General features: G+C 52.6%; 13 protein-coding genes. All 13 read right to left on the bottom strand.

Features of this window, described 5'->3' with window-relative positions:
- Positions 1-3: 3 nt before the first annotated feature.
- The 13 genes from nadA to MHH28_RS22895 all read right to left on the bottom strand — a co-directional run bounded on the left by nadA (position 4) and on the right by MHH28_RS22895 (position 13,436).
- On the bottom strand, positions 4-942 hold the full coding sequence (nadA, locus tag MHH28_RS22955) for a quinolinate synthase NadA (protein WP_036723934.1): 939 nt from the start codon (positions 940-942) through the stop codon (positions 4-6).
- 243 nt (positions 943-1,185) lie between these two features.
- A complete protein-coding gene (gene ftsH / locus MHH28_RS22950; protein WP_405105865.1) occupies positions 1,186-3,231 on the bottom strand; it encodes an ATP-dependent zinc metalloprotease FtsH in 2,046 nt (681 codons plus the stop codon).
- A 111-nt stretch (positions 3,232-3,342) separates the two neighbouring features.
- A complete protein-coding gene (gene hpt / locus MHH28_RS22945; protein WP_036696450.1) occupies positions 3,343-3,882 on the bottom strand; it encodes a hypoxanthine phosphoribosyltransferase in 540 nt (179 codons plus the stop codon).
- A gap of 45 nt (positions 3,883-3,927) precedes the next feature.
- The gene (tilS, locus tag MHH28_RS22940) at positions 3,928-5,370 is read right to left on the bottom strand and encodes a tRNA lysidine(34) synthetase TilS (protein ID WP_405105862.1); all 1,443 of its coding nucleotides are present in this window, start codon (positions 5,368-5,370) and stop codon (positions 3,928-3,930) included.
- Between the two features lie 79 nt (positions 5,371-5,449).
- Entirely contained in the window at positions 5,450-6,388 is a 939-nt protein-coding gene (locus tag MHH28_RS22935) for a serine/threonine protein kinase (protein ID WP_405105860.1), read from the bottom strand.
- Positions 6,378-7,124, bottom strand: coding sequence for a hypothetical protein (locus MHH28_RS22930; RefSeq protein ID WP_405105858.1), 747 nt, complete (start codon positions 7,122-7,124; stop codon positions 6,378-6,380). The genes MHH28_RS22935 and MHH28_RS22930 overlap by 11 nt, the downstream gene beginning before the upstream one ends.
- Positions 7,125-7,861: 737 nt before the next feature.
- Positions 7,862-10,369: a stage II sporulation protein E gene (gene spoIIE / locus MHH28_RS22925; protein WP_405105856.1), complete on the bottom strand. Its 2,508-nt coding sequence runs from the start codon at positions 10,367-10,369 to the stop codon at positions 7,862-7,864.
- A gap of 519 nt (positions 10,370-10,888) precedes the next feature.
- Positions 10,889-11,389: a S1 domain-containing RNA-binding protein gene (locus tag MHH28_RS22920; RefSeq protein WP_036696437.1), complete on the bottom strand. Its 501-nt coding sequence runs from the start codon at positions 11,387-11,389 to the stop codon at positions 10,889-10,891.
- A gap of 125 nt (positions 11,390-11,514) precedes the next feature.
- On the bottom strand, positions 11,515-11,850 hold the full coding sequence (locus MHH28_RS22915) for a septum formation initiator family protein (RefSeq protein ID WP_405105854.1): 336 nt from the start codon (positions 11,848-11,850) through the stop codon (positions 11,515-11,517).
- Between the two features lie 25 nt (positions 11,851-11,875).
- Complete coding sequence (gene yabQ, locus MHH28_RS22910) at positions 11,876-12,445, bottom strand: spore cortex biosynthesis protein YabQ (RefSeq protein WP_405105852.1); 570 nt, start codon at positions 12,443-12,445, stop codon at positions 11,876-11,878.
- On the bottom strand, positions 12,442-12,726 hold the full coding sequence (gene yabP, locus MHH28_RS22905) for a sporulation protein YabP (RefSeq protein WP_405105850.1): 285 nt from the start codon (positions 12,724-12,726) through the stop codon (positions 12,442-12,444). Before yabP ends, yabQ begins: the two co-directional genes overlap by 4 nt.
- Before the next feature lie 159 nt (positions 12,727-12,885).
- Complete coding sequence (locus tag MHH28_RS22900; protein WP_036723951.1) at positions 12,886-13,164, bottom strand: RNA-binding S4 domain-containing protein; 279 nt, start codon at positions 13,162-13,164, stop codon at positions 12,886-12,888.
- Positions 13,164-13,436 (bottom strand): HU family DNA-binding protein, encoded by a 273-nt coding sequence (locus tag MHH28_RS22895; protein ID WP_405105848.1) that lies wholly within the window; start codon positions 13,434-13,436, stop codon positions 13,164-13,166. Before MHH28_RS22895 ends, MHH28_RS22900 begins: the two co-directional genes overlap by 1 nt.
- Positions 13,437-13,637 lie beyond the last annotated feature (201 nt).

Raw genomic sequence — 13,637 nt, 5'->3', positions numbered from 1 at the left:
ATGCTACCGGACTTGTAGCATGCGCTCTAGGGATGTTCTGGCTTTGTCGGCGACAGCAGGCGGTACATAGATCTGCGGCTTCATGGTCTCCAGGCATTTTACCAGCTTCTTCAAATTATTAACCTTCATATTAGGACACACCAGGAATTTGGTGGCAAAATGAAACTCCTTATCCGGGCTGTCCAGCCGCAGCTGATACCCGGTTCCATCCTCCGTACCCACAATAAACTGCCGGCGGTCCGATTTCCGGCAATATTCCAGAATGGAGGTAGTGCTGCCTACATAATCCCCCATTGCTACTACTTCCGGGCGGCATTCGGGGTGTACAACAAATTCGGCTTCCGGGTATTTGGCTCTCATCTCCATCACATCCTTGACGGTAAGCATGTCATGAGTATTGCAATAGCCTTCCCAGATAATCAGCTTCTTGCCGGTCTGGTCCTGAACATATTGGCCCAGATTCTTATCAGGCACCCAGATAATTTCTTCGGCATCGAGGGATTCAATCACCTTAACCGCATTCGCCGAGGTGCAGCAAATATCCGTCTCCGCCTTGATCTCTGCAGAGGAATTGATATAGGTTACTACCTTCGCATTCGGATGCTGCGCCTTCAGCTTGCGCAGGCCATCCACATTGACCATGTCAGCCATCGGGCAGCCGGCACGTTCATCGGGAATCAGGACTGTCTTGTTCGGCGCCAGAATCTTGGCACTCTCCCCCATGAAATGCACGCCACAGAATACGATTACATCTGCCTCTGTCTCCGCTGCCTTCTGGGCCAGCAGGAAAGAGTCTCCCCGGAAATCCGCGACTTCCTGAATTTCATCACGCTGATAATAATGAGCCAGAATAATGGCGTTCCGTTCCTTCTTGAGCTGTTCGAGGCGTACACGAAGTTCACGATTCTGTTCCTGCTTGCGCTCAAGCGCCAGAGCTTCCACGGTCATTCTCCCCCTTATGTCTTCATGGCTTGCCGCCAGTACATTCGTATAAATGATAAATTTAATATTTATTCACTAATGTACACAACGTTCCACCCCCTGTCAATGTAAGGAGCCGCTCTGTTTCAAGGAGAAACGGGTGGATAAGTTATCATGAGAAGGCTGTACATTCTTATAGATAAAGAAAAGTCCGGAGAACCCAGGGTTCTCCGGACTACATTACAATATTTCTTACTGTAAGGCTTAGGCCAAGCTTCCGCCGCCCTTATTCCCGTCATCCGGTCCGTCGCCATCATCAGGGCCCTGCTTGTTCGGAATGTCCTTGGACAGATCCAGTGGAGATTCTTCGTCATTTTTGCCTTGAATCCGCACACGCACATCACCGATCGAATCGATGATTGGCTCGCCAGCTTCATGGGCGACAGCCTCGCCGTCCTCCGGCTTGCCGTCCTCGCTCAGGAAGCCTTGCTCAATCAATTGTGTGATCTGATCAATCTCCAGCGTCTCCTTCTCGAGCAGAGTGTTCGCAATCAAATGCATTTCCTTGGAATGCTTGGTCAGCAGTTCTCTGCAGCGTTCATAGCTGCTGCGGATAAGGTTCTGCATTTCCTGGTCAATCTCGTAAGCGATGGAGTCACTGTAGTTCTGTTCATGTCCGATATCACGGCCCAGGAAGACCTGTCCTTGGGTGGCACCGAACTGCAGCGGCCCAAGCTTATCGCTCATTCCATATTCCATAATCATCGCACGTACAATGCGCGTAGCCTGCTGGAAGTCACTATAAGCGCCTGTGCCGATTTCGCCGATGAACATCTCTTCAGCTACACGTCCACCCAGCAGTCCCGTAACCTTATCCAGGAGTTCTTGCTTGGTTACGATCATGCGGTCTTCCTTAGGAAGCATAATGACATATCCGCCGGCGCGGCCGCGCGGGATAATGGTAACTTTATGCACTACATCGGCATGCTCCAGGAAGTAGCCGGCAATGGTATGACCTGCTTCATGATAAGCAACGATCCGTTTCTCGCGGTCACTGATGACGCGGCTGCGCTTCTCTGTACCGACGATGACACGGTCGATTGCTTCATCCACTTCACGCATCGTAATGTCCTTGCGGTTACGCCGTGCAGCAAGGAGTGCCGCTTCGTTCAGCAGGTTCTCCAGATCCGCGCCGGTGAAGCCGGTTGTCCGCTTGGCGATAACGTCAAGTCTTACATCCTTAGTCAGCGGCTTGTTGCGGGAGTGAACCTTCAGTACAGCTTCACGGCCCTTCACATCTGGGCGGTCAACCGTAATTTGACGGTCGAAACGGCCCGGACGGAGCAGCGCCGGGTCAAGAATGTCTGCGCGGTTGGTCGCCGCGACAATAATAATACCTTCGTTGCCGCCAAAGCCGTCCATTTCAACGAGCAATTGGTTAAGGGTCTGTTCACGTTCGTCATGCCCGCCGCCAAGTCCTGCGCCGCGCTGACGTCCCACAGCATCGATCTCATCGATGAAGATGATACATGGTGCGTTCTTCTTCGCATTCTCAAACAGGTCGCGCACGCGGGATGCGCCGACACCGACGAACATTTCCACGAAGTCGGAACCGGAGATGCTGAAGAACGGAACGCCTGCTTCCCCTGCAACTGCACGGGCCAGCAAGGTTTTACCTGTTCCCGGAGGGCCTACAAGCAGTACCCCTTTCGGAATCCGGGCACCAACCGCCGCGAATTTGCGGGGGTCCTTGAGGAATTCAACGACCTCGACCAGCTCTTGCTTCTCTTCGTCAGCTCCGGCGACATCCTCGAAGCTGATCTTCTTCTTCTCTTCATTATATAACCGGGCCTTGCTCTTGCCGAAGTTCATTACCTTGCCGCCGCCGCCCTGTGCATTATTGAACAGGAAGAAGAACAGGATGAACATAATAACCAGCGGAATCATGGAAGAGAGGAATGTCAGCCAGATGCTGTCACCTTCCATTTTCTTCTGGCTAAGTTCTATGCCGTTCTTATCGCTGGCAGCCACAAGCTCGTTAAGAGCCTCGTCTGTAGGAGGAACATAAGTGGAGAAATTCTTCGATTTAGCCTCGGGTGGCAGCTCTTTATATTCGCCAGTAACCAGAAATGCATTCCCCTCAAACTGAACCGTCATGCTCTTCACATTATTGTTCGAGATCTCCTGCCGCAACTCATCATATCTAGGGAGATCGGCGGATTCATTTCCATTGCTTACAAACTGGACTATGCCCACCACGACTAAAAATAAAATCAAATAAAAACCAGAATTCCGGATGAACCGATTCATCCCCTACCTCCTCTCGCAACGCTCAAGTTATTGTACCATAGCCTGACCGGACTCCTCAAATTGTCAGGAAATCCAGAAAAGTGATCCGTGGATCTAAGGCTGTCGGGTTGTTCATTTGGTATAAATCTCAGGCTTCAGTACACCGACATAAGGGAGGTTCCGGTACAGCTCGGCATAGTCCAGTCCATAACCTACGAGGAATGCATCAGGAATGACAAAGCCGGTATACTGGGCTTCCAGATTCACTGCGCGGCCCGAAGGCTTGTCGAACAGAGTGACTACATTGACAGAAGCGGCATTGCGCCCCTGCAGCATGTCAATCAGATAGCTGAGTGTAAGGCCACTGTCGATAATATCTTCGACAATCAGAACATCGCGGCCTTCAACCGATGTGTCCAAATCCTTGATGATTTTGACTACACCGGATGACTTGGTTGTACCGCCGTAGCTGGATACTGCCATGAAATCCATTTCAACGGGTACTGTAATCACTTTAACCAGATCCGCCATAAAAATAAACGCACCTTTGAGTACACAAATCACTAAAGGTGTGCGGTCTGCATATTCCTTGCTCAGCTGGGCGCCAAGCTCCCTGATTCTTTGTTGAATTTCTTCTTCGCTGATCAAGATTTCCTGAATATCATTCTGCAACTTGCGAACCTCCTAAGATATACTATGAAAGACTTACTTCGGCCATTACGATTCTTCGCCCTGTTCCATGTCTTCCAGGGTCAGGAGCAGAACCGAGGCCGTGTGCCGCCCTACTGCGGCATGCACCGAACGTCTCACGCCCGGAATCCAGACGATATTGCCGAGTGCATCACATACGAGGGGAATTGCAGGCCGTTCGGAAGAAGGTATTTTATCATCAATGTAAATATCTTTTACCTTTTTGCTTCCGTTTAATCCCATAACCCTTATGGTATCTCCAGGCAACCGGGAACGAATAGTGAGCGGCAGGACAAGTTCGTCCCTGTCAAACCAAGCCGAATTCTTCCCGTACTCCTCCTCCTGTGCTAAAAAAACTTCACTCGCAAGCATCTTCATCGTCATAACCTTTCCAATCTCCATCAGCTTAATCCGGGGATGAGTCAAAGACAGCCGGTATGTATAGCTTACCTGCCGGGTCAAGGGCTTGGACGAGAACACAATGGTATCATATTGCCGCATGCAGACATAACCGCCACCCATGTCCAGTGTCCAGACGGTAGGGTATTCCTGCAGCGCTCCCCGGCGTACTGCTTCAATCTTGGGGAAATCCATGAATGATGAATCCGCCGACAGATAATTTAATATTAGTTTAATCAAACGCCGTTGTAAAGCAGAGGGTATGGCCGCAAAGGCAGCTCTTTCCAAGGTGTATTTTCCATGCCCGGTGAAAACAAGCTCATCAAAGCATTTTGCCGCATTCGCCTCCATATATTCATCTTCCGCCGAGGCAATTTCAGCCAGCTGCAGAAGCGATTGTCTCACTCTCGGATTATGCTGCTCCAGCATAGGCAGCACCTCCAGCCTGACTGCATTCCGCTTGTATTGCGTCAGGAGATTGGTCGCATCCTCCGCGTAAGCAAGGCCCTCCTCCCGGCAAAAGCCGACAAGAGCCGTTTTGTTAATACGCAGGAAGGGGCGGATGAGTTCCACATTTTTCTCGGTGCGTTTCCAGCGCATCCCGGCTAGTCCCGCAGGCCCGCTTCCCCGCAGCAGCCGCATAAGCACCGTCTCGGCCTGATCGTCTGCATGATGAGCCAGCGCTACCGAGCGCGCCCGGTATCGGTGTGCGGTAGCGATCAGGAACTGGTAACGCTTCTCGCGTGCAGCCCCTTCCGGGCCAAGCCCGCTCTCCTTGATAATGGACGGAATATCGAATTCGGCCAGCTCAAAGGGTATGCCCAGCTCTGCCGCCAGCCCCCGGACCAACTCCGCTTCCTCTACAGACTCGTCTCTGAAGCCATGATTGACATGGGCGCATATCAGCGACAGCGGCATCCGGGTCAGGGATATGTCATGCAGAATACGCAAAAGAGCCACAGAGTCCGGCCCTCCGGAAACTGCGACTACAATGGTGTCATGCGGTGCCCACAGCTCATATTCCGCCGCAGCCTCCATTACGGATTCAACCAGTTCTTTCTTGTGCTCCATAGGGGCTTCCTTTCCTGCCATCCCTTACGCGGCCTGCTACGGCGCTCAGCATCTTGGTGATTATGTACGATTTCAGTTTTCAGAAACGGAATACCCAGTACAGCGTGAACGCCAGCAGAAATAAAGACAGCCCGAACGCATTCTTGAGCCAGCGCGGGGTCGCCATCGTCTCATGCTTAGTCTTCCGTCCCCTGTAGATATGGCTTCTCCAGATATCCGCCGCCTGCGCGGAGCCGGGGAAACCGCCCTTGAGCGCGAGGCACAGCCAGGAGGACAGCTTCTTGTCCGGCAGCTCTCTGGCCAGCTTCATCAGCTCCTCTACGCTCCTTGTCTGCGGCAACTGCTGGGCGGCAGACTTCAGCCCTTGTTCATTCAGCAGGCGCAGGCATAGTATGGCAAAAGCAAACAGGTCATAATTCTGGTCGCCTGTCCGGCTGCCGGCATTCCAGAATCCGCGGTCATGCCATTCGGTGAACTGCTTCACACTCCGTCCAATGGGGCTTGCCCCGCCATAATCAATCAGCTCGGCTTCCCCGTAGCTGGATACCATGACATTCTCCGGCTTCAGGTCCCCGAACACGAACCCGCACTCATGCAGCGTCTGCAGCTTCTCCAGAATTGTCATTCCGACAAGCCCCAGCCAGGAGGCACCGTTCCTGGACAGGAAATGGTGCAGCGGCCTGCCTTCCATGTAACGCATCACATAGAAGGGCGTATGGTCCCGGTCCTTGAAATCATCCGATTCCAGCAGGTAGGAGGACAGCGGCGATTCCTTGCGGGCCCGGTGCTCGCTGCGCTTGCGGCAGGACTGCAGCGAGGTCAGCACGTTAATCTCCGACTGCAGCTCCAGCGTATCGTATCCGATCTTGAGCGCATACCGCTCCCGCCGGCCTTCCCGCTGCACCAGATATACGGTTCCGTTTGCCCCTTTCCCCAGCACACGTTCCACGACATAACGGTTCCCCCGCCATTTTCCGGTAATCACTGTGCCTGCCGGATAGGATGGATTAGACGACATACCCACCAATCATCCCTTCTCTTGCCCCGTCATCTTCATCTGGAAGATAATCACGATGTTCATCCATTTTATCATAACGATAATGTTCCAGCACCTTGAAAATAGCCGGTCCGGTCGGTGTAGCCCCCCGCATCTTCAGTCTTGCAAAGAGGGAGCGGACCTCGGACACATTCCGCGTCCAGTCGATATCCAGCATAGCCTCCTCACTGCTGGAGCGTCCGGGAAAATGGAACACGGCAATCTCGCTGCGCCCTTCCCGGGCCTCCAGACTGAGCGCCAGATCACGGATGGCGTCCTCCACCGCGCCAAGCTTCGGCTTCATGCTGGCGCTTGCGTCGATTAAAAGCGCTATGCGCAGCGGCGAGGTCTCGGTCAGCTCATCAACCACCGTAACCACCTGCGAACGCTGCTGCGGAGGCAGCTCTGCCAGCGAGCCGTCGCCGAGAATTTTTTGCACCTCTTTATTTACCGCCTGCTGAATGGTCTGAACCACAGTCTGGCGCGTCATCATCTGGATGGTCTGGGCCAGCTGCGGCGTTCCCACGATCCGGCTGATCCCGCCCCCTGCCTTGGCAATGTCGGCAATCTCCCGGCCGCCCAGTTCACCGATGGTTCCATAATCCACGACTCCTACGACATTGACCGTGATGCCCTCCTGACGGGCATGTGCTGCCGCCAGCACCGGACTCTCCCCCACATTTGAACAACCGTCCGTGATCAGCAAAATTTGCTTCATGACCATTCCTCCCTTCCTTGTCTAGTTACTAGCATAGCCAAGGTTGAGAGATTTCAAACGCCGCTTAATGCTGAAAATCGGATCTGGATGCCATCGTACAAATGGGTCTCTGCGAGAATTTTGGGCCTTCGATCGCTGTTGTCTTCCGATTTCTTGATTATAGTACCGCGGCTGGCGGTTGAAATCGAAAGACTGCATATGCTTCCGAAGCGAGCTTTCCTGCGGAAAGCTTTCAGGCGAACGCTTCGCTTCTATGGCTCCAAAATTCTCTCCGTTCCGTTTATTTTACGATAAACCTTCAACCTCAAATTTCGTCCGCTAACCAGCAGCGGTTGAAAAGGAGAGGAGCAGGGGCTGGCGAGTGACTGGAATGCACCCGCCGAATAATTTAAAGACAAAACCCGGCCTTTCAGCGCTCACTTTGCTTTCGGCCCTTGAATGTTACTTTTACTCATACTTTTGCCCATCCTCATGCTTCATCCCCTAGCTCCAGCTCCGAATCTAATAATCCTGCCTAAAATGCAACATTCCTCTCATTAATCCCTCCTGGTATGGAAAATGTTGCACAAAAGGTAGGATTCCTACCCCTGTAAGTCAATTAGCGGAAAGAATATTGCAATTTATGCAACAATCCACTAAAACAACGGGGTATCTTCAGCGTCAAGCTGCATTATGTGCAACATTTCCAGCTTACTCACCCAATAGACTAATTAGTTGTCAGGGCAATGGCTAGCTGGTCAGCTAACTGTACGCGGGCGCTCCATCCGGCCCACGCCGGGCATATGCAGGCTGGACCATTCCGGGTGGTAATGATCCACACGGCTGACCACGATGGTCATGTCATCATGGACCTCATTCCCCTGATAGCGGATCACCTTGTCCAGCAGCTCATCGGCCATATCCTGCGGGTCGTCCCCCTCCAGCTCCTGGATCATGCGTTTCATCCATATCTCCTTATTAACGGCATATCCAGGCGCATCATAAATACCATCGGTCATCATAATGAGGATATCGCCGGGGCGCAGCTGCATGGTGACTAGATCCACCTCGATATCTTTGATGATGCCAATCGGCAGATTGCTGGCCGTCACCGGAATCACCTCGCTGCCCCGCCGGATGAAGCTCGGAGCGGAAGCGATCTTCATGAAGATCGTCTGTGCCGAATACTGGTCGATCAGCGCCATATCCACCGTCGCATAGAATTCATCCGGGGAGCGCAGCAGCAGAATGGAATTGACGGACTTCACCGCCAGCTTCTCATCCATTCCCGATTGCAGCAGCTTCTCCAGCATCGATAACGCAGCACTGCTCTCCATCCGGGCCCGCTCCCCGTTGCCCATTCCGTCACTGATAGAGACGGCAAACGTGCCGTTGCCCAGCTCCACCGTACTGAAGCTGTCGCCTGACAGCATATCGCCTCCCATGGCAGCGGCGGCTACACCGGAGCTAATCTCGTAAGCCTTGGCCGAGCCGAAGGTCACCATCGACAGGCCCTCGCGGGGATGGACGGCGGTCTCGCTGACCACTGCGATATTCTCCTCCAGAATATCCGAGAGCAGCGGCGCGATCATTTTGCGGCATTCATCGAAGCCCCTAGTGTAGGCATGCACGACCTCAATCTCCACCCGGCCGGGATCAAGGCTCAGAATCTCGATGGTATGGATGGACAGGCCCAGCTTCTCCAGCGCTTCCCGGATCTGGCTCTCCTGCCGGTACATCGCCTGCCCTTCCCGCTTGATCTCCTTCGCCAGATCCTCCATCACCTGGGAGACCCCGGATAATTGCTCGGCCACAAATTGACGGCTGTCGTATATTTGCCGCTTCCAGCGCATATCATGCTGGTATAGCTCATATTGACCTTTCATCACATCAAGAACCTCCCCTGTCCTGCCGCAGATCCGGCTCCACTCCGGCGGCAGCTGGGCAGCGGTAATGTCCGGGCACTCCTCAACCGTGGTCATCATGTCCGTCATATACCTGTAGGTCTGATAGAACTTGGCATCCCAGCAGTGAGTCCGCCGGATGCAGCCGGCGCAGGCCCCCTCTGTTACCGTATTCATAAAGTCCTCCATCTCACGGTCGCTTTTGCCCGCCTCTGCGGCCCGGGGAATCTGCCCGAAGCTGCTGGAGAGCTGCTGGAATACCTGCGAGAACTGGGTGACCCGATCTGCTGTAATATCCCGGACCCTTCGGGCATATTCATGCTGGGAACGGCTGTGATCCGCCGTGCCTGGTACATATTTGGCAATGGAAGTAATCATACTCTTAGGTGTTAGAAGAAATAACACTACGGCTGCGCAGGTCTCCCAGGTGGAATTCATCACATCGCCCGGTCCCATGAAATATACGGATAGGATCGTTGATCCCAGCAGCATCCCGATCGAGACCGCCCCTTTGCGTCCGGACTGCATCATGCCTGCCAGCATCCCGGAAAAGGCCAGCAGGCTCATTTGATAGATGGCTCCGATATCGGCCAGACTGAGGATCAGCCCCGTCACTACGCCAACCGCAGCGCCAAGCGGCGCTCCCCCGGCCAGGGCGAAGATCAGAATCAGAAACCGCGATAAAACATGCTCCAGCGAAAGACCGTTAATGGTCCAGCCGACCAGCCCGGTCATTACGGAGGCCAGAAGAATAATCAGACAGAGTACCTCCTCATTGCGGAGTGCCCTGCTTTTCTGCTTATAGGTGAATAAAGGAAGCGCCTGCAGGAATACCAGCGTCAGCACGAATCCGAGTATGGCATCAATGGTTGCCATCATCAGCGGATACCACGTAAGCGAAGGACCGATAATGACCTGGAACAGTCCCACCATGAAAGAAGCTACGAACACCATGAGCGGGGCATAAGACAGATCCACCCGCTGGAAGTTCTCCAGCCCTTTGTAGATCAGGTAAAAAATAATCAGCTCTGCAGCAACCACGATTGCACCCGGAAACGGTGTGAAGAGACTGCCGAGTACAATAGCTGCGGCTACAGGCAACATGGAGTCCCGGCGCATAAATACAATGACGGCGAAATAAGCAGCAGCAAACGGGGTAAGTTCATCCAGAATCATGGCCCGTCCCAGCAAAAAGCCCATCAGGCTCAGGAGCAGCGCCCACTTCTTAACCGCGATGAACTGGAGCACCGGCAGCTTCGCCCCCCACGCTTTCAAGCGTGTACCTAAGGCTTCTTTCTGATTTTTGTCTTTGCTTCCTGCTCTTGTCCACTCCGGCAAATTCACCACATTGCTTTTACTCATTCCCTGCACCACCCGTTTATGAATTTTATGATTCTCATTATATAGCGGGGGTCTTCATAAAGTTTGTCAGAAACGGAGAGCGATCTGTAAAAAATTTCCGACAAAAAAGCCTGTCCCGACATTCTGTGGAAAAGCCCTCCTATCCCTTACGGGGTACAAGATCGTCTGCAGGCGGATGCGGTCACGCTGCCGGTTGCCGGTAAGGGCCGCGCGGACATTCGTCAGCGATTGCCCTAGAGTTATGTGAGAATGACTTGGATGCTGTCGGCAATTTGTTTTATACCGACAAAAATAGCCGGAAGCCTGGGCGCGCGATGTAGAGCTAGGGCGGGCAGCGCTGTTCATACTCTGCGTTGCGAGCAAATTGTAGTCGGTTTTCCGATTACATTTGGTTCACGCGCCTCAAAGCTGCCGATTGTGTTCGGTTTTCGCCTACATTCGGCCCGCGGGCACAAACACAAAAAAACCGCGAAGGGCACGAATGCCCCAGCGGTTTATTTATGATGTGCAAGACTCAGATTATACGCGCTTGGCTCCACGGCCGCCGCGCTTTCCTTCTGTGTTCTTCTTGATCGAAGATATCCGTTCTTCGCTGTCTTTCAGGAAGCGTGACATTTTATCCTCGAATGAAGGTTTACCGGCTGCAGGCTTGAATGGACGCCCACCCCGTTCACGATTGAATCCACCGCCGCCTCCGCCACTGCCGCCACCACCGCCGAAACGGTCTCCGCCGCTTGGACGTTCTGGTCTTGGAGCTCTGGGGGGACGTACTTCCGATGCCGGCTTATCAACGGCTTGCTTAATGGAAAGTCCGATCTTGCCGTCCTTGTCAACATTGATCACCTTGACGGTTACTACATCCGCAATCTTCAAATGATCGTTGACATCCTTGACGTAGTTATCGGCGATCTCCGAGATGTGAACGAGACCTGTGACACCTCCTGACAGATCCACAAATGCTCCGAAATGCGTGATGCCTGTCACCTTGCCCTCTAACTTGGTGCCCACTTCAATTGCCATAGAATAAAATGATCCTCCCTTAAAAATATACAGACGAATATAATGTCCATCCTGTCTGCGGTGATTTGATTATACAGTAAAGAGCAATGCAAGGCAACAGAGCGTAAGCCTCTTTTCACCTGCTTTTATTGCCCGGATTCCTCGGTACGGATAGGTAATTCGCCTGCAGGATACATATTGTACCATTTACGCGCTAATTGTCCGATATACTCATCGTCTTTCAGACGCGAGACCTCATATTTCAATTGATTGAGTGTGGCTGTTACACTCTCCTTGCTCTCTGTCTTACGGGCGAGCTGTGCGCTCTTGTCGGCGATCGCTGCGCTCTGGGCAAAGAAAGTGAATCCGGCCCAGCCGAAAAATACGGCTATCACAAGAATCCATATAAACTTTCTTCTCTTCGCGCCTGCGGCCGAAGCATGGTGGTTCGTATTCTTCTCTTCCGCAGAGAATCTGTTCATTCAGCTTACCTCCAGTTCCAAAGGTTCAAGGTCCGCGCTTCCACCACCCTGATATCCACTCGGTGATCCTCGTGATCCGGGCGCTATGAACGAACCGGGATGTATACGGGGAGACCCACCTTACAGGAAGTACCCAGATTGGCTTGGTTAGACGCAGCAGCAGCTTAAAAATATAAAGAAGGACCCGGCCGAGCAGCCGCAGCGTTCCCATAACCAGGCGCCACAGCCAGCGAATCGGACCTCCAATGACTATGGTAACCAACCGCCATAGCATCCTGCAAGCATACTGAACCGACTGAATTAACCTTACCACAAATCGCTGCACCGTAATACTGAAGAGCAAAAAATAGATCCATACACCTAGAAAGAGGCCAAGAACGACATAAAACCTCAATTGTCCCTGGTTTCCGGCATACAGCATGCGAAAGACCAGCAGGGCAGCCCCTATCCAATACAGCAGATCCAGCAGCGCATTAAGCCAACGGGGAAACCTCAGATTCAGCGACAGCACCCGGTAGCTGTCATAGGCCAGTCCCATGGCAATGCCGGCCAGAATCATATAGAACAGAGTGATCCATTGAACGGAGGGATTCATTTAAACAGCTTGCGGAGAATCCCTTTATTTTTGCCTTGCGCACCGGGGTCCTGATAAATCAGGGAATGAATATTGCCTTCAAGCGACAGCATTCCATTCTCCAGACTTAGATTCTTGATATGTAAATGAGTACCCCGAATGGTCAATTGGCCGAGCTCTGTACTTAGAAGAAACTCTTCGTTGTCAAAGCTCTCCACATTCTGCACACCTGTCAGCTCAATCTGCTTACGGCTACGCATGTGCAGATCATGCTGTTTGTTGACTTTAGTTGGCTCCATCATAGCATGTACCCCTCCTTCTTGGTTCTAATCTATGAAGGAAGGACAGGGTATAGAACAGGTAAGCATAAGTGAAATCCGTTATTCAAGAAAAAAGAGGCATCCCGCAACGCCGTGTTCCGGCTGCGGGAATACCTCTTAACCTTACGCTTTGATGATCTGCTACCAGTCGAGTCCGGTGCTTTTGGCAACCGGCTCTTCACGGAGCAGGGTATACATGCCGGCGGCCTCGTCCTTGCGGGTGGTTTCCACCAGCTTTTCCACTTTGACCGTCACAAGCTTTTGGCCGAACTGCACGGTAATCTCGTCACCGATCTTCACCGTGCTGCTCGGTTTGGACTCCCGCCCATTGATCAACACCCGGCCCTGTTCGGACACATCCTTGGCCACGGTGCGGCGCTTGATCAGACGGGAGACCTTCAGGAACTTGTCCAGACGCATTAATTAACGGCTTCTTTGAGCTTGTTGCCTGCCTTGAAGGCCGGCACTGTGGATTCAGGAATTTCGATAGGTGTGCCCGATTGCGGGTTACGGCCGGTGCGGCCGGAACGTTTGCGCGTTTCAAAAGTACCGAAGCCGATCAGCTGTACTTTATCTCCGCTTGCGAGAGCTTCTGTAATTTCGCCCAGAACTCCGTTGAGTACGGTTTCTACGTCTTTTTTGGCCAATCCGCTTTTCTCGGAAATGTTGTTTACCAGATCTGTCTTGTTCATAATTTGAAGTTCCTCCTAGGATACAAAAAATAAATGAAAATCGGGTTTGCCGGAAAAATCACCGCAAATCGTCATTTCGTCTTTATGATATTCTGGATTCCGCCCTCAATTCCTGCCACGATCCGCCGTTTTTTTTGAAAAAGTAACATCTTGCGTAGGATATGGGGCTTCTAGCACTATAACATTATAAACCTCTCACTG

It is taken from the genome of Paenibacillus sp. FSL K6-1217, assembly GCF_045040735.1.
Lineage (GTDB): Bacteria > Bacillota > Bacilli > Paenibacillales > Paenibacillaceae > Paenibacillus_AQ.
The sequence above is the reverse complement of the archived record's forward strand: the minus strand, read 5'-3'. Positions and strand labels throughout refer to the sequence as shown.

Excerpts from the sequence above, each read along its gene's own strand:
- MHH28_RS22915 (WP_405105854.1), bottom strand. The coding sequence starts at position 11,850 with ATGAACAGATTCTCTGCGGAAGAGAAGAATACGAACCACCATGCTTCG.
- spoIIE (WP_405105856.1), bottom strand. The coding sequence starts at position 10,369 with ATGAGTAAAAGCAATGTGGTGAATTTGCCGGAGTGGACAAGAGCAGGA.
- yabP (WP_405105850.1), bottom strand. The coding sequence starts at position 12,726 with ATGATGGAGCCAACTAAAGTCAACAAACAGCATGATCTGCACATGCGT.
- MHH28_RS22935 (WP_405105860.1), bottom strand. The coding sequence starts at position 6,388 with ATGTCGTCTAATCCATCCTATCCGGCAGGCACAGTGATTACCGGAAAA.
- MHH28_RS22920 (WP_036696437.1), bottom strand. The coding sequence starts at position 11,389 with ATGGCAATTGAAGTGGGCACCAAGTTAGAGGGCAAGGTGACAGGCATC.
- MHH28_RS22930 (WP_405105858.1), bottom strand. The coding sequence starts at position 7,124 with ATGAAGCAAATTTTGCTGATCACGGACGGTTGTTCAAATGTGGGGGAG.
- MHH28_RS22895 (WP_405105848.1), bottom strand. The coding sequence starts at position 13,436 with ATGAACAAGACAGATCTGGTAAACAACATTTCCGAGAAAAGCGGATTG.
- ftsH (WP_405105865.1), bottom strand. The coding sequence starts at position 3,231 with ATGAATCGGTTCATCCGGAATTCTGGTTTTTATTTGATTTTATTTTTA.
- yabQ (WP_405105852.1), bottom strand. The coding sequence starts at position 12,445 with ATGAATCCCTCCGTTCAATGGATCACTCTGTTCTATATGATTCTGGCC.
- MHH28_RS22900 (WP_036723951.1), bottom strand. The coding sequence starts at position 13,164 with ATGCGTCTGGACAAGTTCCTGAAGGTCTCCCGTCTGATCAAGCGCCGC.
- tilS (WP_405105862.1), bottom strand. The coding sequence starts at position 5,370 with ATGGAGCACAAGAAAGAACTGGTTGAATCCGTAATGGAGGCTGCGGCG.